This is a genomic window from Pseudomonas sp. JS3066 (genome assembly GCF_036328175.1).
Taxonomy (GTDB): domain Bacteria; phylum Pseudomonadota; class Gammaproteobacteria; order Pseudomonadales; family Pseudomonadaceae; genus Metapseudomonas.
Genome location: NZ_CP143312.1, coordinates 4,829,348 through 4,851,666, shown reverse-complemented (window position 1 = coordinate 4,851,666; position 22,319 = coordinate 4,829,348). Strand labels below are relative to the sequence as shown.

Here is a 22,319-nt window from a genome sequence, read left to right as displayed (position 1 = left end):
CTGGCGATGTGATGACACTCAGCTCGCGGAACGGGGTGGCTTGTGGTGAAGGCCGGATGGGACGACCATCTGCTCCCTGCTGCGGACTTGCCCTGGAGACGACATGGCCCGGTACCTTCAGGTTGACCCGGAATCCGCCAGGATGGCGTGGATGAGGTCAGGCCGACTCCGGCAACTCTTGCGCCGGCCCTTGTTACTGATAGCGCTGCTGATGTTGGCGTTGCTCTGGTCCGCCGACCGCCTGTTCCCGTTGCCCCTGCCCGGGGACGACCTGGCGCGTGTGGTGCTGGCTGAGGACGGCACGCCGCTATGGCGCTTCGCCGATGCAGACGGTGTGTGGCGCTACCCGGTGGGCCAGGGGGAAGTTTCGCCCTACTATCTGGAGGCCCTGCTCACCTACGAGGACCGCTGGTTCTACCAGCACCCTGGGGTGAACCCGCTGGCCCTGGTCCGTGCCGCCTGGCTCAACCTCACCGGCGGGCGCGTGCTGTCGGGTGGCAGCACCCTGTCGATGCAGGTGGCGCGGCTGCTCGATCCGCACTCCCGGACCTTCGCCGGCAAACTGCGTCAGCTCTGGCGCACTGCGCAGCTGGAGTGGCATCTGTCCAAGGACGAAATCCTCGCGCTCTACCTCAACCGCGCCCCCTTCGGCGGAACCTTGCAAGGTGTGGCGGCGGCCAGTTGGGCCTACCTCGGCAAACCTCCGTCGCAGCTGACGCGGGCCGAGGCGGCGCTATTGGCTGTGCTGCCCCAGGCACCGAGCCGGCTGCGGCCCGACCGCCATCCCGAGCGCGCCCAGGTCGCGCGTGACAAGGTGCTGCGGCGCCTCGCGCTGTTCCAGGTGTGGCCGGAAGGTGCGGTGCAGGAAGCCATGGAAGAACCGGTGCTGCTGGCGCCACGGCAGGAGCCCAGTCTGGCGCCGTTGCTGGCAAGAAGGCTGAACACGGCCGGTAGTCCGCCCCTGATCCGCACCACGCTCGATGCCGCCCTGCAGCGACGGCTGGAAGACCTGTTGCTGGGTTGGCGAGCGCGACTTCCAGAGCGCACCTCGGCGGCCATCCTGGTGGTGGAGCACCAGAGCATGGCTGTGCGGGCCTACCTGGGCTCGGTCGATATCGCCGACGAGCGCCGCTACGGCCATGTGGACATGGTTCAGTCGGTGCGCTCCCCCGGATCCACCCTCAAACCGTTCCTCTATGGCATGGCCCTGGACGCCGGGCTGATTCATTCCGAATCCCTGCTGCAGGATGTGCCCCGACGCTACGGCGACTACCGCCCCGGCAATTTCGCTGCAGGCTTCATCGGCCCGGTGTCCGCCAGCGAAGCACTGGGCATGTCGCTCAATCTGCCTGCGGTGCAGTTGCTGGAAGCATTTGGCCCGAAGCGTTTTGCCGGTGAGTTGCGCAATGTCGGCGTGCCTCTGGCGCTACCGGCAGCCAGCGAGCCCAACCTCGCAATGATCCTCGGTGGTGCTGGCAGCAAGCTGGAGGAATTGGTCAGCGGTTACAGCGCCTTCGCCCGACAGGGCCGCGTCGCCCCCCTGCGGTTGCAACCCCAGGATGCGCTGCAGGAGCGGCGCCTGCTGTCTCCCGGTGCCGCCTGGATAATCCGCCGTATCCTGGCTGGCCAGGCGCGGCCGGACCGTGACCCACGTGCGCGGCTGACCCAGCGGCCGGTGCTGGCCTGGAAGACCGGCACCAGCTACGGCTTTCGAGATGCCTGGGCGATTGGCGTCGGCCCGCGCTACCTGATCGGCATCTGGATCGGCCGCCCCGACGGCACACCGGTTCCCGGCCAGTTCGGCCTGGCGTCAGCCGCACCGCTGCTATTGCAGGTGCACGACCTGCTGGTGAATCGCGACACCCAGCGCGGCATTGCCCAACCGGAGGACCCGCAGCCGTCTGAAGTCGGCGTGGCCGCCATTTGCTGGCCCCTGGGGCAGCCCATGGCCAAGGGGGATCTGAACTGCCGTCGCCAGCGCTTTGCCTGGACCCTGGAAGGTACCACCCCTCCAACGCTGCTGGCGGCCGATCAGCCGCTCGGCCTGGGGCTGCGCCAGCCCCTCTGGGTGGACGCCGCGGGTCGCCAGGTAGCCGCCGGTTGCAGCGGCGCCAAGGCCCGCGAGCTCGTGCTCTGGCCGGCGCCCCTGGAACCCTGGCTGCCGCGCCGTGAACGTCGGGCAGCGCGCCTGCCGATCATGGACCCGGCCTGCCCGCCAGAATTGCCGCCACCTGCCGCCCCGTTGTCCATCGTCGGGGTGCGTGATGGTGACCAGCTGCGCCGTCCATCGGGCAGTGCCGGACCCTTGCGCCTCACGCTCTCTACCCTCGGTGGCAGTGGCAGACGCTGGTGGTTCCTCGACGGCGCGCCGCTCACCGCCACGGCGGCGGAGGAGGGTTTCAACCAGGAGTTCCAGCGCAGCGGCCGGCACCAGCTGAGCGTGCTGGATGAAGCTGGACAAACCGCTCGTCTGGAGTTCGCCGTCACGGACTGACCAGTCGTTCAAGTTTTCGCTGGCGCGCCGATAAGTCTTGTTGGCAAAGAACGGGATTATTGTCGAACAATTTGTATACAATCTCCCGCCCTCGTCTCGCCCCAAACAAGACCTCCAAGGAGACAACTCCATGCGCCTCTGGCAACGCAGTATTCAGTGGCAGCTGATATTCAGCATGGGCGCGGCCCTGCTCGCCGGCATCCTCATCGTCATTGGCATCTATTCGGTGCTGATGAACCGCCTGACCGAACGTTACCTGCTGGATGAAGCCTTGCCCGCCCGCGTCCAGGCGATCGGCAACTCCCTGGAGCGCACCCTTGCGGCCCCGATTACCGCCAACGCCGGCATCGCGGAGAACGCGCTGGTGCAGGACTGGCTGGCCGAAGGCGAAGAGGCGGCCCGCGCCGAAGCATTCACCCGCTACCTGGAAGGTGTGCGCGCCCAACAGAACGCCACTACCACCTCCATCGCCGTGCTGGAAAGCGGCCACTACTACACGGGGCAGGGGCTGGCACGCACCATCGACCGCAGCCAGCCGGAGAACCAGTGGTTCTACAAGCTGGTGGACAGCGACCGGAACCGGGTGCTGGAAATCGACATCGACAAGGGCACCCGCCTGCCGACCCTGTTCATCAACCAGCGCATCAGCCGCAACGGCAAGACGCTCGGTGTTTCCGGCCTGGGCTACAGCCTGCAGTCCATGTCCGAGATGATCCGCGACTTCCGCTTCGGCGAGCGAGGGCGTGTCTTCCTGATGGACAGCGAAGGCAACATCAAGGTGCATCCTGACGCCGCCCTGAACGGCAGTGCCCGCCTGGCCGACGTCTTCGGTGCCGATTCGGCTGCCCAGCTGTTGGCCGCCGGGGGCAGGGCAATTCACTTCACCCGCGATGGCGAGGATTACCTGGCACTGGCCCGCCCCTTGGAAAGCCTTGGCTGGCAGTTGGTGAGCGAAGTGCCCGAAGCGGAAATCTACGCCGAGGCGCGCAAGGCCATGTGGACCAGCAGCTTCGCCGGCTTCGGTGTGCTTGCCCTCTGCCTGTTGCTGGTAGTGGTGCTGGCGCGCGGGTTGGTGCGACCTATTCGCCAGGTCACTGCGGCACTGGTTGAGATCGGCGGTGGCGGTGGCGATCTCACCCGTCGCCTGGACGAGTCCCGTGCCGATGAGCTGGGCGATCTCGCCCGTGGCTTCAACCGCTTCCTGGAAAGCCAGCGCAGCCTGATCGGCGAAGTGCTGGATACCAGCCAGCGCCTGCACAAGGTGGTCGGCCAGGTGGCGCAAGTGGTGGACAACACGGCCAGCCGCTCCAGCCAGCAACAGGAAATGACCGACATGGTGGCCACCGCGGTGCACGAGATGGGGCTCACCGTGCAGGAGATCGCCCGCAATGCCGGCACTGCCGCGCAAGCTTCGCAGCAGGCTCGCGACGAGTCGTTGCAGGCGCGCCAGGTGGTCGGCGAGTCGGTCGGGCATATCGAGAAGATGTCCAACGAGATCGGCGTCGCCGCTTCTGCGGTGAGCGAGCTCGCCAGCCAGGTCGCTTCCATCGACCAGGTGCTGGCAGTGATCCGTGGCATTTCCGAACAGACCAACCTGCTGGCGTTGAACGCCGCCATCGAGGCTGCGCGCGCCGGCGAGATGGGGCGAGGCTTCGCCGTGGTGGCGGATGAGGTGCGGACCCTGGCCAGCCGCACCCAGGCTTCCACCGATGAAATCCAGCAGATGATCCAGCGCCTCAAGCACGGCGCCGAAACCGCGGTGCACTCCATGCACGCCGGCCAGGCTGCCACCGGCACCGGTGTCGAAGCCAGCCAGCGCACCGGCACCTCCCTGGGCGCCATTACCGATCAGGTGGAACGCATCAGTGACATGAACCACCAGGTGGCGGCGGCGACTGAAGAGCAGTCGTCGGTGACCGAGGAGATCAACCGTAACGTGCAGGGCATCGCCGACCTGGCCCACGCTACGGCCAGCGAAGTGCGCGGTTGCCGGGAGGAATGCCAGACCCTCAGTCGCCTGGCTGGCGACCTGGCGCAACAGGTGGGCAAGTTCAGGTTGTGATGACGAGGCAGGACTGCGTCCTGCCCGGCGATTGAAATCGCCCTCACAAGGTGCCTCTGCTTAACGTGCAGGGTGCGCCATGCGCACCGAGTCCGAGCTCATCCTCGGTAATCAATCGGTGCGCACGGCGCACCCTACAGGGAATAACGCTCCCACAAGGTCAACTTTCGGCCCAGACCGTGTAAAAACGTGGCTCGTGCCCTTGCTATGCTGCCGGCGGGTTTCGTAGCGGGGGCAGTCCATGAAGCGTTTCATCCCCGGCGAGTGTCGAGGCCAAAGCACGCTGTTGCCCGAGAGCCTGAATGATTACGTGGCGTACACCAACCCGGTGCGGGTCGGCGATGTGTTCGACGATGAACTCGACCTTGGCCGACTGGGTTTCGAAGGTATCGTCCCCGCGGAAACCGGTCGGCCTGCTTACCATCCTGCTGTTCTGTTGAAGATCTACATCTCGGCTACCTTAATCGCATCCAGTCCAGTCGCCGCCCCGAACGCGAGGCACAGCGCAACGTTGAGCTGATGTGGCTGACCGGACGCCTGATGCCGGACTTCAAGACTATCGCCAACTTCCGAAAGGCCAAGACCTCGGCCGCGGCCGCAGCGGGTCGCTTTGGCAGCGGTGAAGGCCTGAAACCCCATTGGCGGCCAGCTGAACGCGTCGCACAGCATCGCGGAAGCCGCACGTGCCCGAATCAGTGAATGACCCGGATCGACACGCCAGGCGCCCAAAGGGCCTCTGGGCGCTGCTAAAACCATCCAGCATCCAGCTATCCATCACCCGCTGCGTTTTTACACGGCCTGGGCCAAAAGTGGACACCGGGGAGGATATCTCTCTTAGCGCGATAGTCGTCAGACGGGGCAGGGTCACTCGTGGTCAAACACGGCGCTTCGCGCATTTGAATTCAGGGTTGGTCATGCACTGCAGCCAACATGGGCATTGAGTGGAAACAATTGGTGCTCCGGATGGATCTCGTTCCGGAGCACTCTTGTACATCAGGCGTGAAGCAGTGCATCAAGCCCGCCCTTGTGATCGAGGCTTGCCAGGTCATCGAAACCGCCGACATGCACCTCACCCACGAAGATCTGCGGGACGGTTCTACGCTGGGATCGCTGCAGCATTTCTGCTAGATACTGCGGCGACTCCTCAATATTAATCTCGAGGGGAGTGACCCCCTTGCTCGATAGCAGTCGCTTGGCACTCACGCAGTAAGGGCAATGCTGGGTGGTGTAGATAGTCACTTGGCTCATGGCAGTTACCCTCCTAGCTTGCCGACGGCGGGAAGTCGATTTCGGTAGTTGCGACGTTGTTCAGGTAGTTGGTCAGGGTTAACAGCGTGACCTGCGCCACCACCTCGACGATCTTGCTATCGGTAAGACCGGCCTCGCGCGCTGCAGCGATCTGGTCGTCACCCAATTGGCCGCGGCTTGCGGTGATCTGTTGCGCCAGCGTTGCGATCGCGCTGAGGGTGCCGCTACGGGCTTGGCTAATGGCTTCATCGCTCAAGCCCGCCTTGGCGCCAAAGAAGGAGTGTGCGGCCAGGCAGTAGTCGCAACCGTTGATTTCCGAGGTGGCCAGGGCAACAACTTCACGCTCGGCGGCGCTCAGCGAACTTTTACCCAGGGCCTGGGCGAGGCCCAGGTAACCATTGAGTGCGGCCGGGGAGTGAGCCAGGGTCTTGAACGCGTTGGGAATGAAGCCGAGACCTTTTTGAATGCCTTCGAGGGCAGCGCGCGAGGCAGCAGGGGCTTGGTCCAGCGAGAGAGCGGCGATTCGGGTCATGGTAGTTCTCCAGTAGGCTGATTAACCGGCTTGTCGATCAAGCTTGGAGCCGATACTAGGGAGGCGGACTTTCCTTTCGGATTCAGATTGTCGAACTTATGCAACAGATCGTCTAAATCTGGTGCGCAATGGACCGACTATCGACACTGCTCAAACACTTCAACCTGCATGCGTCCACGTTCCACCAGGGTGGCTTCTGCGGCGCCACCCGTCTGTATGGACAGCACAGCGTCGGTCACGCCCATCTGCTGCGTTCGGGACGCCTGGCCTTCAGGGACACGCGCGGCCAGCTCACCGAACTGACGGAGCCCAGCCTGATCCTGGCGGTACGCCCGAAGGAGCATCAGCTGCTGGCGAGCGAAGCCGATGAAGCGGAGTTGGTGTGCGCCACCCTGCAGTTCGATGGCGGAGCCAATAATCCGCTGACGCTGGCGTTGCCGGACTTCATCGTCAAGCCGCTGCGCGAACTGCAGGGCCTCGATGGCACCCTCGACTGGTTGTTCGAAGAAGCCTTCGGCGACGAGTGTGGACGGGATGTCATCCTCAATCGCCTGTTCGAGCTGATGGTGATCCAGCTGCTTCGCCACCTCCTCGCCAGCCGCAGCATTGCCTCGAGGATGATGGCCGGGTTGGCCAACACCCAACTCTCCCGCGCGCTGGTGGGCATCCACAACGAGCCACAGCACAACTGGTCCGTGGCGGAGTTGGCGGATCGTGCGGGCATGTCGCGCGCGAGCTTTGCTGCGCACTTTCGCGAGACCGTCGGTGCCACCCCTGCGGATTACCTGGCGAACTGGCGAATCAGTCTGACGCAGAAGCGCCTGCGCGAGGGCCGCCCCGTTGCCCTAATCGCCGATGAGGTCGGCTACGAGAGTCCGTCTGCACTGGCCCGCACCTTTCGCCGCAAGGTGGGCGTAAGCCCCAGGGAATGGCTGCAGCAGAATTGGGCATGACGTCTGGACGACTGCTCTGCCCGTTACGGCAATGAGCGCGGGGCCATGCTCCATCGGGGTGGCTTACAACTGCTCCCGGAGAAAATCGATGAACGCCATCGTCCGTGCCGAGCGTCGTCGCTCGCGACTGAACACAGCGCTGACCGGCAGCGCGGTGGTCTGGTAATCGTCGAGCACGCTGCGCACGCGGCCCTGTTCGACGTCCGCGGCGAACAGCCATTGTGGAGAGAGGGAAATGCCCAGGCCGCCGAGGACCATTTCGCGGATGGCCTCGCTGCTGTTGCTGGTGACATTGCCCTTGATAGCGACATCAAGCGCTCGTGCACCGCAAGTGAAGTGCCAGCGGTCGTAATGCTCCAGCAAGGTGAAAGCGATGCAGTTGTGGTCTGCCAGTTCTGCGGGCTCGCGTGGCAGGCCGCTGCGGTCCAGATAGGCCGTCGCGGCATAGACCCGCCGGGTGCTGGTGCCGAGGGACACGGCCACCAGACCCTCGTTCTTCACCACGCCGATGCGGATGGCCAGGTCGATGTTTTCCTTGAGCAGGTCTTCGTTGTGATCGCTCAAGCGCAGGTCGATTCGCACCTCGGGATGGCGCTGCAGAAAACTCGCGATTAGCGGGGCTATGCATAGCCTCCCGTAGCTGACCGGTGCGGCGATGCGCAGGGGGCCGGCGATCTGCTCCTGGCCGCTGGCGAAGCTGCGGGTGGCGGTGTCGAGCTGGCCGAGGATGTCCTGGCAGTGCCTGTAGAAACCCTGCCCTTGGTCGGTCAGGGCCAGGTGCCGGGTACTGCGGGCGAATACCGGGCCGCCCAGGTATTGCTCCAGGGCGCGGATCTGCTTGCTCACCGCGGGTTGTCCCATGTTCAGTTCGCGCGCGACCGCCGAGAACGAACCACGCTCCACGACGCGTACGAAGATGCGCATGCTGTCGAACAGATCCATCGCCATTAGGTCTCTTTGGGGAATAAGTAATATGCAAATTTAGTTTCTTATCGGAATGGTGAAGGTGGAGCAACCTGTAAGCGTCCACTCAATCAGAGGTTCCCGTCATGAATCAGACCATGCTTGCCGCTATCGCCGAGTCCGCCCAGGCCCCACTGACCGTGCGTCACATCGCTCGCCCCGCTCCCGCCAAGGGGCAGGTGCTGGTCAGGGTTCACGCCGCGGGGGTCAACCCCCTCGATACCAAGATCGCCACCGGCGCAGGAGCGCACGCCCGCCAGGCGCTGCCGGCGGTGCTCGGTCTGGATCTCGCCGGCACGGTCGTCGAGCTGGGCGAGGCGGTCGAGGGCTTCACGCCTGGCCAGGAAGTTTTCGGCATGGCCGGTGGTATTGGCGGCGCCCAGGGCACCATGGCCGAGTACATCGCCGTGGATGCCCGGCTGATCGCGGCGAAGCCGCACGCACTTGGCATGCGTGAGGCGGCCGCCCTGCCGCTGGTATTCATCACCGCCTGGGAAGGCTTGGTGGATCGCGCCAACGTCCGTGCCGGCCAGCGTGTGCTGATTCATGGCGGCGCAGGTGGGGTCGGCCAAGTCGCGGTGCAACTGGCCAAGGCGCGCGGTGCCGAAGTCTACGCCACCGGTTCGGCGGCGAGTCTCGACTTCATTCGCTCGCTGGGGGCCACGGCCATCGACTACCAGGCGGAGAGCGTGGAGGCCTACGTTGAGCAATACACGGCGGGGGAAGGTTTCGACATCGTCTATGACACCGTAGGCGGCAGCACGCTGGATGCGTCATTCAAGGCTGTGAAGCCTTATACCGGACACGTATTGAGTTGCCTCGGCTGGGGCCAGCACAGCCTTGCGCCGCTATCGTTTAAAAGTGCCACCTACTCGGGCGTGTTCACCCTGACGCCGTTGCTCACCGGCAAGGGGCGCGAACACCACGGGACCATCCTGCGCGAGGCTGCTTTGCTGGCCAATGCTGAGCAGTTGTCCATTCGAGTAGATCAGCAGCACTTTGCACTGGCAGAGGTCAACGAAGCGTTTCGCCAGGTCGCTGAAGGTCGCGGCAAGGGCAAGACGGTAATCCAGTTGGTGAGTGAATAGTCCTTGGTGTTCTAAGGCTCAATCCGTACAAAAGGCTAGAAGGGTCAACTTTCGGCCCAGGCCGTGTAAAAACATGGCTCGCGCCCTTGCTATGCTGCCGGCGGGTTTCGTAGCGGGGGCAGTCCATGAAGCGTTTCATCCCGGGCGAGTGTCGAGGCCAAAGCACGCTGTTGCCCGAGAGCCTGGATGATTACGTGGCGTACACCAACCCGGTGCGGGTCGGCGATGTGTTCGACGATGAACTCGACCTTGGCCGACTGGGTTTCGAAGGTATCGTCCCCGCGGAAACCGGTCGGCCTGCTTACCATCCTGCTGTTCTGTTGAAGATCTACATCTCGGCTACCTTAATCGCATCCAGTCCAGTCGCCGCCTCGAACGCGAGGCACAGCGCAACGTTGAGCTGATGTGGCTGACCGGACGCCTGATGCCGGACTTCAAGACTATCGCCAACTTCCGCAAGGCCAAGACCTCGGCCGCGGCCGCAGCGGGTCGCTTTGGCAGCGGTGAAGGCCTGAAACCCCATTGGCGGCCAGCTGAACGCGTCGCACAGCATCGCGGAAGCCGCACGTGCCCGAATCAGTGAATGACCCGGATCGACACGCCAGGCGCCCAAAGGGCCTCTGGGCGCTGCTAAAACCATCCAGCATCCAGCTATCCATCACCCGCTGTGTTTTTACACGGCCTGGGCCATCTCCAACCTGTCCCGCCCCAGCGCCTTCGCGCGGTAAAGCGCATCGTCCACGCGCTTGAAGAAGGCTTCGGCGCTGCCAGCGTCGCGCTCGTCGAGGCAACCGAGACCCAGACTCGTGGTTACCGGCAAATGCTGGTCGCCAAGCTGGAAGCCCCGATTGGCCAGGTCCTCGCGGAACTGTTCGGCCAGGTGGCGGGCCTGTTCCATGCTGGTATCGGGCATCAATACGCCGAACTCCTCGCCCCCCAGGCGCAGCAGTGCGTCGCTGTCGCGGCGGAAGAATTCGCGCATGCGCTCGCCGAACGCCTGCAGACAGGCATCGCCCATGCTATGGCCGTGCTCGTCGTTGATCCGCTTGAAGAAGTCGATGTCCATCAGCAGCAACGACAGCTCGCTCCCGTGGCGCTGGGCGGCGGCACACATGGCCGGGAACAGGTTGTTGAACTGGTAGCGGTTGCCCAGTTGGGTCAGGCCATCGGTGCGGCTCAAGGTGTCCAGGCGCTGGCGCTGCTCCAGCAACTGCAGCTCCAGGGCGAGCATGGTGCCGTACTCGCGGTGGCTGCGATTCAGCGCCAGCAGCAGGTAGCTGAGGTAGAAGGTGAGGGTGACCAGCTCGGCACGCGAACCGTCCGCGGAAACACCCAGAACGACCAGGCCCGGCAGGTACAACAGCAGGATGGCGATGATTGCGCGACTTCGGCGCATGGCGAAGTTGAAGGCCATCGCGGTACTGAAGGCGATGGTCGCCAGGGTGCCGATAAGGCTGGAAGAGTGGAAGTCGGGCGCCAGCAGTACCCAGGCGTGGGCCAGGCCCCAGCCGATGGACGACACCAGGATCACGCCCCAATGCCGGTCCAGCCAGTGCTGCAGTTCGGCTTCGCTTCCTTCTGCCGGTGGATGGTGCAGCAGGCGCGCTGCCAGCATCAGGGCGAAGAATCCGCTACCGAGCAGCCCCACGGCCAGGTGTCCCATGGGGGCTGCGCTGAACAGCCAGCAGAGCAGCCAGGCCAGGAGGTAATAGACGCCGCCGAGTCTTGTGCGTGTGCGGGTGTCCTGCACTTCGCGCCAGAGGCTGAACCGCTCTGGGGAATGGGGTAGATCGGCATCGGTCATCTTTTTGTGATCACAGATACAGCAGAGGTCGGCTGAGCTTAGCCGTTCTCTCTCAGCATTGACATCAGATTGATATCGCTGCCGTTTATCCCCGACGAATGAGCCAGACGCCTCCGACGATCAGCGCCAGGCCGGCCAGTTTGCCGATGCTGATGGGGGCCTCGCGGAAGCCGGCCCAGCCGAAGTGATCCAGCGTCAGCGCCATGCTCAGTTGGCCAGCCAGCACCAGCGTCATGAACAGCAGCGCGCCAATTCGCGGACCTGCGAATGCAGCGGTGGCGATGAATACGGCGCCCAGCAGGCCACCGCTCCACTGCCACCAGCTCACCCCCTTGAGCGCATCGAGGGTCGGCAGCTCGCGCTGTATCAGCACCACGGTGAGCAAGGCCAGGGTGCCGACCACGAAGGACACCAGGGCAGCGCTCATGACGCTGGAAATCTGCTTGGCCAGTTGGCCATTGATGCCGGCCTGCAGGGGCAGGAAGGCACCGGCGACGAAGGGCAGGGCGAGTAGCCACCAGGCCTTGGGCATGGCGATCTCCGGGGGAATTCGAGGGGGGCATAGTATGCCCGACGTCGTTCACGGATAGCGCTTTGATCGCCGGACGAGGGGCTGTCTTTTCGCTGCAGCCCACGCCGCTCGTGGGTTGCAGGGCGCCTTATACAAACTGTTAATACCAAGTCGAAGATTGTCGATGGCTGCTTCGTGAACTGTCATGGCTCCAGGAGTACGGGGCTGAGGGGCCCCTGCGAATAGGCATGACGAGGTAGGGAAGCAAATGGACAACAAGACGAGTTGGATCAATCTGGGCACTGCCCTGACCCTGGCAATGGTGTTTTCCCTTACCGGGTGCAGCAGCGGCGGCGGTGGCTCGAAGAGCTTCGTGGACAGCGCGAGCAGCGATACGCCAGCGGATGCTTCGACTGGCACTGATAGCGGAACGGGTGTCGATGGCGGCGCTGGCGGTGGAGTGGTGGATGGTGGCGTCGGAGGAGGGAGTGGCGGCGGCGTGGTGGGTGGCGGAACCGGTGGCGGTACGGGCGGTGGCGTGGTGGATGGCGGCACAGGCGGCGGCACCGGTGGTGGTACTGGAGGCGGTACCGGTGGCGGCACGGGCGGTGGCGTGGTGGATGGCGGTACAGGCGGCGGCACCGGTGGTGGTACTGGAGGCGGTACCGGTGGCGGCACGGGCGGTGGCGTGGTGGATGGCGGCACAGGCGGCGGTACCGGTGGTGGAACTGGAGGCGGAACCGGTGGCGGTACGGGCGGTGGCGTGGTGGATGGCGGCACAGGCGGCGGCACCGGTGGTGGTACTGGAGGCGGTACCGGTGGCGGCACGGGCGGTGGCGTGGTGGATGGCGGTACCGGCGGAGGCTCAGGTGGCGGAACTGGAGGCGGCTCGGGTGGCGGTAGTGGCGGCGGAACCACTGTTCCCAGCCTGGTGACTGCCGAAGTGCTGCAGGACGCCGGGGGCATCGTCTCGGGTGCTGGCAACGCGGCCGAGCAACTGGGCCAGGTAGTCGGCAACATCCCGCTCGCCGGTAACGAGGACCTCACGGGGGGCGCGGGTGATCTGTTGTCTTCCGTTGGCCAGGCCACTGATAGCCTGGGCGATGGCATCAAGAATGGCGTTGGTCAGTTGGGTTCTGACGGCAATGCGCTGGGCACCACCGTTGCTTCGGTGGGTGAAGCGGTGAACGATCTGGGCGAAGGCGTTTCGGCTCTGGGCGATGGTGTGAAGGCCTTCTCCGACTCATCCGCCGTGCAGCATCTGCCGGTACTAGGCGACGCCGTCGGTGGCGTGACCGACAAGGTGGGCACGTTGGTGGATGGCGTTGGCGAAAAGGTCTCCATGCTCGGCAACACACTGGACACCGCCGCGACTTCCGGCCCGCTGGGTGAGGTCACCGGTGCCGTCGGCGACAAGCTGGTGCCCGTGGTCAGCCTGGCGGAAGGCGTCACCGGCAAACTCGGTACCGCGACCGGGCTTAACGAGCCGGTGGGCGGCCTGCTGGACAAGGTCGGGGACACCCTCGGCACGGTAGGTGACACAGTTGCCGATGGCGTCGATAACCCCGTGGGGCAAGCTGTCGGCGACACCCTGGGTAAGACCGGCGATGCCCTGTCCACCAGTGGCGGCTTGCTCGACCAGCAGGAAGGCAGCAACACGCCGCAGGCGAGCCTGGATGCCGTGGTCAGTAATGTGACTGATGCCACCAGCCAGCTCGGCCAGCAGACCGGCATCGCCACCCCCGTGGACAACCTGCTGGAAACCGCTGGTGGCGTGATAGCCGGGGCTGGCGGCGGCCTGGACGCCGGCAGCAACAACGGCCTGGTCAGCGCAGCGGGCGGCGCCGTGTTGGAAACCGGGCAGACGGTGGCATCCCTCGGCACCCTCGTGGGCGGTGACGGCATCACCAATAGCCCTGTCGGCGTACCGGTGGCTGCGGTCACCAGCAATGTCGGCGCCGCACTGACGCCAGTGGTTCAGGGCGTTGATGGCACTACGCAGCAACTGGGTGCGAGCACCGGACTGGGCGACCCTGCCGGCAATCTGGTGCAGCAGGTAGGGGGCGCCGTAGCCGGCCTTGGCCAGCAAGTCGACACCTCCAGCAGCAACCCGGTAGTCGGTCAGGTTGGGCAAACGGTCGATGGTGCCGGCCAGGTCGTCGAACAGGTCGGTGACCTGCTCCAGGGTGGTAGCAGCGCGCCGGGCGGCGCACTCGGCGGCCTTGGCGCCACGCTGCAAGGCAGCGTCACCGGTAGCGTGAGCGGCAGTCTCGGCACCGGCCTGCTGGGTGGCCAGCGGAACTGACCCGCCTCCGCCGGGCTCCCGAGCGGAGCCCGGCGCTCTCCTGCCCTATCCGGCGACGCGCTCAGGGAGTGACCCATGCGTGCTTCAGCAGTACTGCTCGCACTTGGCTGCGTGGTGCTCAACCATGCCCAGGCACAACAGAGTCCGGTCTATCTCAACAGCAACGAAATCGAACGTCAGCTACCCGCCCCCAACCTGCCGACCGATGCCTATCGGCCCAAGGCGCCTTCGCTCAAATTGCCGGAGGCGACTAAACCGCAGCCGCTGATGATGAGTACCCGCGTGAGGGTTCGTGAGGTGAGGATCGAGGGCGGCAGTATCTACCCCTCGGCCCAGTTGAATGCGATCTACCAGCCCTTTGTGGGTCGCGAGGTGAGCCTGGGCGAACTGATCGAAGCCACCCGTGGACTGACCCGGCGCTACCAGGGCGATGGCTACCTGTTGTCCTACGCGTTCCTCCCGGTGCAAGGCTTCGAGCAGGGGAGGGTGCGGGTGGTATTGGTGGAGGGGTATGTAAAGGACTACCAGGTCGAGGGCGACATCGGCGCCGTGCGCGCCCATGTCGACAAACTCGTCGCGAGGTTGCAGGCCGAGCGACCGCTGACCCGCAAGACCTTCGAGCGTTACACCAGCCTGATGGCGCGCGTTCCCGGCGTCACCCTGATCGCACGGGTGCCGCCGCCGGCCACTACCGATGGCGCCAGCCGCCTGCAGATACAGGCATCGCGCAAACCCTGGACCAGCAGCCTCAATTTCAGCGAAGACAATCGTGGTAGTGCGCAGGCGGTGCTGGGGCTCTCCAGCAACGCCCAGACCGCCATGGCCGAGCAGGTCAGCTTCAGCGTGCTGGCACCGCCCGGTAAAGACGACGAGCGCTACTACCGGCTCGACTACAGCCAGTACCTGGGTAGCGATGGCACGCGCCTGAACCTCTATGGCTCGCATTACCGCAGCCAGCCCGAAGACAACCTGCGCCTGGCCAACGGTCTGGAGCTGGAGCGTCACCTGAACAACGACCGTCTCTCGATTGGCGTAAGCCATCCGGTCATCGCCGCACAGAAGGAATGGCTGAGCCTCGGCGCGCGCCTCTATGGCGTGAACGACCGGGTACGCTACGAGGTGGTCGGCTTCCCCCTCGGCATCGATGCTGATACCGACCTGCGCGCCATCGCGTTCGAGGGCGACTGGAGCCGCTCCGATGATCGCCGTCTGCGCATTCTCAGCGCCGGTCTCTATCGAGGAATGGATGCTTTGGGCGCACGCACCGACAGTGACCTGTTCGATCTGGAGTTCACCCGCTTGCGCCTGTCCGGTGTGCAGAGCGAACGTTTCGGCAAGAACTGGCAAGGCGTGCTGTCCGCCGCGCTGTACTGGAGCGAAGACAGCCTGCCGGATGCGGAGCAGGCGGTGTTCGGTGGCCAGAACTTCGGTCGTGGCTACCCGAGCGACCAGGCATCCGGCGACAAGGGGTGGGGTGCGGCCGTTGAGCTGAACTACAGCCATCGACGCGAGGGCCGCTGGGTTCGCCTGCTTCAGCCCTACGTGGTGGTCGATACCGCGCAGGCCTGGTTCAACGAGCAGCCTCTGCCCCGCTCGCATCTCTCGTCCCTGGCAACGGGTGTGAGGATGGGGGACGCGCACTACTACAACGTCGCGTTGGAGGTAGCCAGGCCGATGTCGGACGAAGCCCTCGACAGCCGCAACCGCAGCCCGCGTGTGACCCTGAGTTTCAGCTACCAGTTGTAGCAACAAAAAGGCCGCCATCCCGGGCGGCCTTTTTCTTTCGATTCGCTTGTATCAGTTGCTGACCAGTTTCAACTGGGGCTGAGGGAACTGGTCCTTGATGACTTCCACCAGACGTTCCAGGTAGATGGGCTTGCGGAAGAAGTCGATGACATGCAGGCGCAGCACATCGATCACGTCGTCCATGTCGGCATGGCCTGAGGTCACGATCACTGGCAGGTGTTGCTTGTTGGTATGGGCACGTAGTCGCTGGATCAGTCGCATACCACTTTCCTCGGGCATGCGCAGATCGGTGACGACCAGGGAAATGTTGGGGTGGAGCAGCAAAAGGTCTATCGCGCTCCTGACCGAAGTGGCGGTGTGGCAGTAGAAGCCTTCGCCTTCGAGCATCTCTGCCAGTTCCTGCAGGATGTCTTCTTCGTCGTCGACCAGGAGCAACTGCTGTCGCAGCATTGGGGACTGGCTCATGGGAGGGCCTCCTGCCTGCGTTTATTCCTTGATGGTTCTGAAGTTTTTTTGAGTTATTTGTTTTTTTGACTAAACGATCAGAGATTTGTGGTGATGGTTGTGAAAGTAGTATTGACCCAGGTCGATATGGTGTCGCTGAAAGTCACGATTACCGCGGCGACCATGGCGGCGACAATTGCATATTCAAGTCCGGATGCACCCTCTTCTTCCTTTGAGAACTTCACCAACTTCTTGAGCAGAGACTTCAGGGACATGGTTGTAAGCTCCTTGCCAGGTGGTTTGTTGCCTGAGGCAAGCTGAGCGTTGTCGACAGTTTTCGGTGATGCAACTGTAAGAAAGCATTAATACCAAAGGTATAGGTTTCGACGACTGTGGCTGTTCACCCGGAAGTGGGTGAAATATCCCCCGGAATTGGGGGGTGAGTCATCTGTAGAGACGAAGTTTGTATATATGCATGCGCAATTTTAGTGCGCCTGAAAATGACTATCAGGAGCCCGAAATAATTTTCCTTGCGTCGTGAAAACTTCTGCTAAACAGAGTTTCAGGGCAATAGACGAAGAGTGGATTGGCGGTTGCTGGCAGACCGCCTGGTGAAGATGCCCCCATACGCAGGGGCCTGTAGTTCTCACGGCAGAGGGAGTGCCAGATGAATAGCCGGATGACCATGGCTTTGGCCGCGGTGCTGTTGCTGGGCGCCTTGCTGGCCGGATATTGGGGGATAGTGCTCAGCCGCGCGCCGCAGGCAGCTCAAATGGCTTCGCCGACCGCTCCTGGCGAATCTTCCAACCAGACCAACGACCCCGCCGACAAGCTGCGTACACCTGTCGTGGTCGCCGCCCGCCTTCTTGATCCGTTTACGGCTGTCACGGCCGAAGACCTGCGCGTCGAACAACTGCGCATCGCCCCGCCGGGTAGCTTCAGCAAGGTCGAAGACGTGATCGGTCGCCGGCCCTGGACACCTGTTCCGGCCGGCAGTTGGCTCAGCCCGGCGAGTTTCGAGGCCGGTGGGCCGCTGGCCCGCATGATCCGCGCGGACGAGCGCGCCGTGGCGGTGCCTGTGGATGAAGTCGTGGGCGGCGGTGGCCACCTGCGCCCGGGGGACTATGTCGACGTGCTGCTGTTCCTGCGCGGCGAAGGCGGCAGTGGTCAGCAAAGCGCCCAGGTGGCGGTGCCAGCCTTGCGCCTGCTGAGCTTCGGCGAGGACCTGGGGCCGGATTCCGAAGGGCGCGCCAGCCAACCTGCGAAAGACGAAGAGAAAGCCCAGCGCCGGTCCCCCGCGACTGCTGTGCTGGCGGTCCCGGAGCAACAGGTGACACGGCTGATGTTGGCCAGCCAGGCCGGCTCCCTGCGCCTGGCGGTACGCAGCGCCGACGAACGCCTGCTGGAGCGCTACCAGGCTGGTGAACCTGGCGCCGCCCCCCTAGACGGTGCCAGCCGCCACCTCATTCCCCTCGAACAACTGGCCGCCTCGCCGGCGCCCCGCCGCGCCCCAACGCCCGCGCCGAAAGTCGTCTCCGTCGGCAAAGGACCGGGAGTCGCCATTTACCGCGGTGCTGATCTGACACGCCAGATCCCCTGACCCTGCAAGGAACGCCTGAAATGAAGCGTTGGATCGTATCCATGATCTTTCCCCTGCTTGGCTGTGCGCCCTTGGGCGTGTGGGCTGCGCCGGGTTGCGACGCGCTGGGCCAGGCCCCCGGCGTGGTGGAAGTGGGGCAGGGTCGCCAGGAGCTCATGAGCTACCCGCTGGCCATTACCCGCATTGCGGTGGGTGACCCCGCTGTGGCGGATGTCCAACTCGCCGACAAGCAATCCTTTCTGATCACGGGCAAGAAAGGCGGCGCCACCAGCCTGATGGTCTGGACCGGCTGCAGCCGTGAGCCGCGCCGCAGCCTGCTCTATGTTGGCGGCGCGGCCAGCAAGGCATTGGAGGCATCCTTGGCCGAGCCCATGGCGGAGGACGCCGTGCCGAGCCAGGTGCAGACCGATATCCGCTTCGTCGAGGTCAGCCGGGGCAAGCTCAAACAGGCCAGTACCTCGCTGGTGCGCCAGGGCTCCAACCTCTTCGTGCTGGGTGCGCCGGGCAGTCTCAACAACATCACCGTCACGCCGGGCGGCGTTCTCGACGGCACTTTCGGTAGCCCCACTGGTGGCTTCGACATCATCTGGGGGGGCGGCAGCAGCAAGGTGCTGGGTTTCATCAATGCCCTGGAGAACAGCGGCTTCGCCTACACGCTGGCCAAACCGAGTCTCGTGGCGTTGAGCGGGCAGAGTGCGAGCTTCCTGGCCGGTGGAGAGTTTCCCGTTCCCGTGCCTAACGGCGATGGTGACGACATCACCATCGAGTACAAAGAGTTCGGCGTGCGGCTAACCCTCACCCCTACCGTGGTCGGGCGCCAGCGGATTTCCCTGAAGGTGGCGCCGGAGGTCAGTGAGCTGGACTTCAGTTCCGGTATCAGCATTGCCGGTACCCAGGTGCCGGCACTCAAGGTGCGGCGCACCGACACCAGCATTTCCCTGGCCGACGGTGAGAGCTTCGTCATCAGCGGCCTGATCAGCAGCCAGAACGTTGCCAACATCGACAAGTTTCCCGGCCTCGGCGACCTGCCAGTGATCGGCGCATTGTTCCGCTCTTCGCGGATCGACCGTGAGGATCGCGAATTGCTGATGATCGTCACCCCGCGCCTGGTGAAACCGCTGGCGGTGGACGCACAGCTGCCTGAGCTGCCGGGCGAGCGCTTGCGTCGCTACGACCCGGGTTTCTTCGACTTCTACCTCAACGAGCGTGGCGATTTCGACCGCCGTGCCGGGTTGTCGGAGTAAGGCACCATGAGCCAGACCTTCCTCGCGTTCACCCGCAACAGTGCCGACCTGGAATGGTTACAGGGTGCCCTGATGCCGCTAGGCCAGGTACTCAGCGCCGGCCGTGGTGCCCTTGACGAATTGCTCGGGCTGATCGAGGTCACTGGCGCCAGCCTGCTGTTCATCGGCCTGGACCGTGACAACCTGGTTGCCCAGACCTCCCTGATCGAAGGCGCCCTGAGCGCACGGCCGATGCTGGCGGTGGTGGCCATGGGCGATGGCCTGGACAACCAGTTGGTGCTCAACGCCATGCGAGCGGGCGCTCGCGACTTCGTGGCCTACGGGGCGCGTACCAGTGAAGTCGCCGGATTGGTGCGGCGCCTGGTGCAGCGGCTGCCGAGCGTCATGCCGACCCACAACGCCGGGCGCCTCACCGCCCTGTTCAGCCGCCAGCAGGATGCCGACGCGGCACTGCTTTCGGCGCATCTGGCGTTGGCCATCAATCAATGTGGCCAGCGCACCCTGTTGCTTGACCTTGGCCAACCCCAGGGCGACAGCCTGACTCTGCTGGGGCTGGAGGCGTCCTTCCACTTTGCCGATGCGCTGCGCAACTTGCGTCGCCTGGACACCGCGCTCATCGACAGCGCCTTCGGCAGCCACCCCGATGGTCTGCGGCTGCTGGTGCAGGAGGCGGGTGGCGAGACACTGGAGCGGATCAACGCCGCTGAGCTCTACCTGCTGCTCGGAACCTTGCGCCAGCACTTCCAGCACATCGTGGTGAACCTGGTCGGGCAACCTGACAGCGAGGCCCTGCGCATTCTCGTCGGAAACGCTGACCGGTTGCTCTGGTGCACCGACCAGAGCGTGCCGGATTGCCGCCGCAACATTGAATTGCTTGGCCGCTGGCGCGACGCCGGAGTGAAGTTGGAGCATGCGCAATTACTGGTAGACCGCCACCTGCGTGGCGTGGCGCCTGAATCCGAAGTGCTGGCCCGCTCCTTCAACCTACCGGTGGCGGAGGTCCTGCCCAACAGCCCCGAATTGCGAATGAACGCCAAGAACCAGGGACGCAGCCTGTTCGAACTGGCGCCCCGCGAGCGCCTCAGCCAACGCCTGCGCGAGCTGGGCGAGCGGCTGGCCTGCATCGAGCAACCCAGGACTCGGTCCTGGCAACGGCTGTGGAGCGTCCGGACATGAGCGGCGAAAGTGTCTTCGGCGGCGCTGTCCGCTATACCCAGCTAGGCCATAACGACCCGCAGGGCCTGAAGCTGGTGCTGCACCGCTACATCATCGACGCCATTGACGACGATGGCGTGAACGTCCTGGAAGGGGCACGCGGAGCCGTGTCCCAGTACGTCATCGACAAGGTGGTGGAGTTTGTCGGCCGCCATCACCTGGCAGTGTCGCGCTACGAAATGGAGCGCCTGGCCGAAGAGTTGGTGGATGAACTGACCGGCTTCGGACCGCTGGAGGTGCTGCTACGCGACCCCGGCGTCACCGAGATTCTGGTCAACGGCCCGTGCCGCATCTTCATCGAGCGTGAGGGCGTGCTGCACCAGAGCGATCTGCGCTTCATCGACGACCAGCACGTGCTGCGGGTGATCCAGCGCATCCTCGCGCCGCTCGGCCGGCGCCTCGACGAATCCAGCCCGATGGTCGACGCACGTCTGCCGGATGGCAGCCGGGTCAACGCCATCATCCCGCCCATCGCCTTGGACGGCCCCTGCATCTCGGTGCGCAAATTCCGCAAGGACCTGCTGCAAAGCTCCGACCTGCTGGCCTACCAGTCCCTGGATGAAGCCATGCTGCAATTCATCCGTCGCGCCGTGGGCGAGCGCTGCAACATCCTGGTCAGCGGCGGCACCGGAACCGGCAAGACCACGTTGCTCAATGTCATGAGCCTGTTGATCGACAGTCACGAGCGTCTGGTCACCATCGAAGACACTGCCGAACTACAACTCAACCACCCCCACGTGGTCCGCCTGGAAACCCGCCCGCCGAATGCCGAGGGGCGTGGCGAGGTGGGGGCCAGCGACCTGATTCGCAACGCCCTGCGCATGCGCCCGGACCGCATCATCCTCGGCGAAATCCGGGGTGTCGAAGTGCTCGACGTGCTGCAGGCGATGAACACCGGCCACGACGGCTCCATGAGTACTGTGCACGCCAACTCTGCGCTGGATTCGCTGCTGCGCCTGGAAACCCTGGTGGGACTCACAGGTCGCCAGGTGGCCGAGCGCACCTTGCGGCAGATGATCTGCGCTGCCCTCGACCTGGTGATCCAGCTTACCCGCCTGCCCAATGGCCGCCGCTGCGTCAGCGAAGTGGTAGAGGTGGTGGGCGTGCGTGACGACGTCTACGTGACCAACTGCCTGTTCCGTCTTGACCGCTCCAGTGGCCGCTTCATCAGCGAGGCGGTCAATCCTGCCGGGGAGAAGCTGCGCCAGGCCGTGGGAGGTGGACGATGAGCGGGCCGCTGTTGCTAGGGCTGCTCGGCGGCCTGCTGCTGGTCCTCGGGTTGGCGCTGGCGCGTCGGGGCTGGCGACAGTCCGGCGAAGAGCGCGTGTTGCAACGCCTGGGGCAGGACCTGGCAATGCCGGCCCCGGCCGTTGCGCGACCGGGCTGGCTGGAGCGTGCCTTCCTGCGCGCGGGCCTTGGCCTGCCGCGTGAACGCATCGGCCTGTTGCTTTCAACCTGGCTGGCGGCCCAGATGCTGGCGGCTCTGCTTGCAGGCTGGGTTGCCGCTCTCGCAGTGGCGCTGCTGCTGCCGCTCGGTTTGCGCGGCTGGCTGAGCTGGCGCTATGGGCGGCGAGTGCGGCGCATGGTGGAGCAGTTGCCGCAGATGCTCGACCAGGTGGTACGTAGCCTGCACGCGGGGCGCACGCTGGGTGATGCCGTGGTACGGGCCATCGATGCCTCTCCCGAGCCGCTGCACGGTGCGCTGTCACGGGTCTCAAGGGATGTGAAGCTGGGTGTCAGCCTGCCCGACGCCCTGAAGGATGCGGGCGACCTGTTCGAACAGGAGGAACTGCGTATCCTCGCCCTCGGCGTACGGGTGAATCACCGCTACGGCGGTAGCTCCAGTGAACTGCTGGGCAACCTGATCAAGGTCATCCACGAGCGGGAGCAGATCGCCCGGCAACTTCATGCCATGACTGGCGAAACCCGCTTCACCGCCCTGGTGCTGGCGCTGCTGCCGGTGTCCGTGGCCGGCTACATCCTCTCGGCCAATCCAGGCTACCTGATGGGACTCTGGCAGGACGCCAGTGGCCAGCGCATGTTGCTGGCGGCCTTCGGCATGCAGGTCCTGGGGTGTTTCATCCTCTGGCGCATGTTGAGGAGCGTGTGA

The 22,319-nt window shown here is 64.5% G+C and carries 18 protein-coding genes and 3 pseudogenes; 14 read left to right on the top strand and 7 right to left on the bottom strand.

All coding sequences use genetic code 11. From position 1 onward, the window contains the following. Positions 1–151 precede the first annotated feature (151 nt). The 4 genes and pseudogenes from pbpC to SA496_RS22955 form a co-directional block, all read left to right on the top strand. Positions 152–2,494, top strand: coding sequence for a peptidoglycan glycosyltransferase PbpC (gene pbpC, locus SA496_RS22965; protein ID WP_330114524.1), 2,343 nt, complete (start codon positions 152–154; stop codon positions 2,492–2,494). A 130-nt stretch (positions 2,495–2,624) separates the two neighbouring features. Further along, positions 2,625–3,692 (top strand): annotated as a pseudogene (locus SA496_RS29355) (HAMP domain-containing protein); the annotation flags it as partial. Positions 3,693–3,818: 126 nt separating this feature from the next. Then, positions 3,819–4,556, top strand: a complete 738-nt coding sequence (locus SA496_RS29350) for a methyl-accepting chemotaxis protein (RefSeq protein ID WP_372240563.1) — start codon at positions 3,819–3,821, stop codon at positions 4,554–4,556. A gap of 241 nt (positions 4,557–4,797) precedes the next feature. After that, positions 4,798–5,132: pseudogene (locus tag SA496_RS22955) on the top strand (transposase); the annotation flags it as partial. Positions 5,133–5,549: 417 nt separating this feature from the next. Here SA496_RS22955 and grxC read toward each other — a convergent pair. Both grxC and SA496_RS22945 read right to left on the bottom strand, forming a co-directional pair. Continuing rightward, on the bottom strand, positions 5,550–5,804 hold the full coding sequence (gene grxC / locus SA496_RS22950) for a glutaredoxin 3 (protein WP_330114523.1): 255 nt from the start codon (positions 5,802–5,804) through the stop codon (positions 5,550–5,552). Between the two features lie 13 nt (positions 5,805–5,817). Next, positions 5,818–6,336: a carboxymuconolactone decarboxylase family protein gene (locus SA496_RS22945; RefSeq protein ID WP_330114522.1), complete on the bottom strand. Its 519-nt coding sequence runs from the start codon at positions 6,334–6,336 to the stop codon at positions 5,818–5,820. Between the two features lie 128 nt (positions 6,337–6,464). Between SA496_RS22945 and SA496_RS22940 the strand changes: the two genes are divergently transcribed. Next, complete coding sequence (locus SA496_RS22940) at positions 6,465–7,289, top strand: AraC family transcriptional regulator (protein WP_330114521.1); 825 nt, start codon at positions 6,465–6,467, stop codon at positions 7,287–7,289. A gap of 63 nt (positions 7,290–7,352) precedes the next feature. Here SA496_RS22940 and SA496_RS22935 read toward each other — a convergent pair whose 3' ends face one another. Beyond that, a complete protein-coding gene (locus tag SA496_RS22935) occupies positions 7,353–8,231 on the bottom strand; it encodes a LysR family transcriptional regulator (RefSeq protein WP_330115662.1) in 879 nt (292 codons plus the stop codon). Positions 8,232–8,338: 107 nt separating this feature from the next. Between SA496_RS22935 and SA496_RS22930 the strand changes: the two genes are divergently transcribed. Both SA496_RS22930 and SA496_RS22925 read left to right on the top strand, forming a co-directional pair. Beyond that, positions 8,339–9,340 carry a zinc-dependent alcohol dehydrogenase family protein gene (locus SA496_RS22930; RefSeq protein ID WP_330114520.1) on the top strand — a complete coding sequence of 334 codons (1,002 nt, stop codon included), beginning with the start codon at positions 8,339–8,341 and terminating at the stop codon, positions 9,338–9,340. 125 nt (positions 9,341–9,465) lie between these two features. Beyond that, positions 9,466–9,800: pseudogene (locus tag SA496_RS22925) on the top strand (transposase); the annotation flags it as partial. Between the two features lie 213 nt (positions 9,801–10,013). On the opposite strand, the gene SA496_RS22920 reads toward SA496_RS22925, so the two are convergent. Both SA496_RS22920 and SA496_RS22915 read right to left on the bottom strand, forming a co-directional pair. Continuing rightward, the gene (locus tag SA496_RS22920; protein ID WP_120654334.1) at positions 10,014–11,144 is read right to left on the bottom strand and encodes a GGDEF domain-containing protein; all 1,131 of its coding nucleotides are present in this window, start codon (positions 11,142–11,144) and stop codon (positions 10,014–10,016) included. A gap of 85 nt (positions 11,145–11,229) precedes the next feature. Continuing rightward, positions 11,230–11,676, bottom strand: coding sequence for a DMT family transporter (locus tag SA496_RS22915; protein ID WP_120654335.1), 447 nt, complete (start codon positions 11,674–11,676; stop codon positions 11,230–11,232). A gap of 247 nt (positions 11,677–11,923) precedes the next feature. On the opposite strand from SA496_RS22915, the gene SA496_RS22910 reads away from it, so the two are divergent. Continuing rightward, the gene (locus tag SA496_RS22910; RefSeq protein ID WP_330114519.1) at positions 11,924–13,960 is read left to right on the top strand and encodes a collagen-like triple helix repeat-containing protein; all 2,037 of its coding nucleotides are present in this window, start codon (positions 11,924–11,926) and stop codon (positions 13,958–13,960) included. Positions 13,961–14,035: 75 nt separating this feature from the next. Then, positions 14,036–15,706, top strand: a complete 1,671-nt coding sequence (locus SA496_RS22905; protein WP_120654337.1) for a ShlB/FhaC/HecB family hemolysin secretion/activation protein — start codon at positions 14,036–14,038, stop codon at positions 15,704–15,706. A 51-nt stretch (positions 15,707–15,757) separates the two neighbouring features. On the opposite strand, the gene SA496_RS22900 is transcribed toward SA496_RS22905, so the two are convergent. Beyond that, positions 15,758–16,171, bottom strand: coding sequence for a response regulator (locus SA496_RS22900; protein WP_120654338.1), 414 nt, complete (start codon positions 16,169–16,171; stop codon positions 15,758–15,760). A 77-nt stretch (positions 16,172–16,248) separates the two neighbouring features. After that, positions 16,249–16,425 carry a Flp family type IVb pilin gene (locus tag SA496_RS22895; RefSeq protein WP_120654339.1) on the bottom strand — a complete coding sequence of 59 codons (177 nt, stop codon included), beginning with the start codon at positions 16,423–16,425 and terminating at the stop codon, positions 16,249–16,251. Between the two features lie 392 nt (positions 16,426–16,817). On the opposite strand from SA496_RS22895, the gene cpaB reads away from it, so the two are divergent. The 5 genes from cpaB to SA496_RS22870 are packed head-to-tail and all read left to right on the top strand — an operon-like array spanning position 16,818 to position 22,319. Beyond that, entirely contained in the window at positions 16,818–17,750 is a 933-nt protein-coding gene (gene cpaB / locus SA496_RS22890; RefSeq protein WP_330114518.1) for a Flp pilus assembly protein CpaB, read from the top strand. Beyond that, a complete protein-coding gene (locus tag SA496_RS22885; protein ID WP_442965096.1) occupies positions 17,747–18,994 on the top strand; it encodes a type II and III secretion system protein family protein in 1,248 nt (415 codons plus the stop codon). Before cpaB ends, SA496_RS22885 begins: the two co-directional genes overlap by 4 nt. A 6-nt stretch (positions 18,995–19,000) precedes the next feature. Continuing rightward, positions 19,001–20,170: a pilus assembly protein gene (locus SA496_RS22880; protein ID WP_330114516.1), complete on the top strand. Its 1,170-nt coding sequence runs from the start codon at positions 19,001–19,003 to the stop codon at positions 20,168–20,170. Continuing rightward, on the top strand, positions 20,167–21,438 hold the full coding sequence (locus SA496_RS22875) for a CpaF family protein (protein WP_330114515.1): 1,272 nt from the start codon (positions 20,167–20,169) through the stop codon (positions 21,436–21,438). Before SA496_RS22880 ends, SA496_RS22875 begins: the two co-directional genes overlap by 4 nt. Continuing rightward, positions 21,435–22,319: a type II secretion system F family protein gene (locus SA496_RS22870; protein ID WP_330114514.1), complete on the top strand. Its 885-nt coding sequence runs from the start codon at positions 21,435–21,437 to the stop codon at positions 22,317–22,319. The genes SA496_RS22875 and SA496_RS22870 overlap by 4 nt, the downstream gene beginning before the upstream one ends.